Annotated in this window: 1 protein-coding gene; it reads left to right on the top strand. The window is 71.8% G+C overall.

Features of this window, described 5'->3' with window-relative positions:
• A partial coding sequence (locus EQG76_RS07840; RefSeq protein ID WP_321573439.1) for an ArsR/SmtB family transcription factor occupies positions 1 to 1,001 on the top strand: 1,001 nt, incomplete at its 5' end.
• Between the last annotated feature and the right edge of the window lie 114 nt (positions 1,002 to 1,115).

The raw sequence follows: 1,115 nt of genomic DNA, 5'->3' as shown, positions 1-1,115 counted from the left end.
TGGATGCTGCCGGCCCCGAACTCGCCCAACTGCTGGATGGCCTCGCTGCCGCGGCCGACCCGTCACGGCTGCGCCTGCTCGCCATCTGCGCCCAGGGCGAATGGACGGTCAGCGAGCTGGTCCAGGTCCTGGGCCAGTCGCAGCCGCGCATCTCCCGCCATCTGAAGATCCTGGCCGAAGCCGGCCTGCTCGACCGGTTCCGCGAAGGGAGCTGGGTGTTCTACCGGCGCGCCCAGGACGGGGATGGTGCCAGGCTCGCCCGCTCGATCTGCCGCCTCCTGCCGGCCGAGGACGGCGTGCTCCAGCTCGATCGCCGCCGCCTCGAAGTGGTGCGTGCCGCGCGGCGCCGGGCCGCCGAGGCTTGGTTCGACCACCATGCCAAGGCCTGGGACCAGGAGCGCGAGCTGGGTCCCGCCGAAACCGCGGCGATCGAGGCGGCCCTCGTCAGGCAGTTCGAAGGCGTCAGCACGCCCTCGCTGCTCGACATCGGCACCGGCACCGGCCAAGTCCTGCAACTGCTTGCCAGCCGGATCGGCTATGGCCTGGGCGTCGACGTCGCCCAGGACATGCTCAAGATCGCGCGAGCCAATCTGGACCGGCGCGAGGCGCGCAACTGCCAGGTTCGCCACGGCGACATGTACCAGCTGCCGCTGCCCGACGCCTCGTTCAGCGCGGTGACCTTCCATCAGGTGCTGCATTTCGCTGACGACCCATTCGCGGCACTCGCCGAGGCCCGCCGGGTGCTGGCGCCGGGCGGGCGCATCGTGGTGGTCGATCTGGCCCGGCACGAGCGCGAGGAACTGCGCGAGGTACGCCAGCACCGCCGCCTGGGCTTCACCGACCCGGAGATGCACGGCTGGTTCGAGGAGCTGGGCTTCCAGGTCGAGCCGCCCGTGCGGGTGCCGGGTGGCGATCTCACCGTGGTCCTGTGGTCGGCCAGGCTGGCCGATGCCCAGGTCCTGCCCTTCCCGCCCCATGGCCGCAGCGAGGCGCTGGCATGAGCCCGCCCCGCGGCGACACCGCCATCAGCGCCTCCCAGCAACCGGAGCAGCTCATGTCCGAGCCCACCACCCTCGACCGGCTGCATGAGGACCGCCGGGTCCTCCGCCACTTCC

The organism is Geminicoccus flavidas (genome assembly GCF_009806515.1).
Taxonomy (GTDB): Bacteria; Pseudomonadota; Alphaproteobacteria; order Geminicoccales; family Geminicoccaceae; genus Geminicoccus; species Geminicoccus flavidus.
Note: the sequence above shows the minus strand (reverse complement) of the source record. Positions and strands in the feature narration are given on the sequence as shown.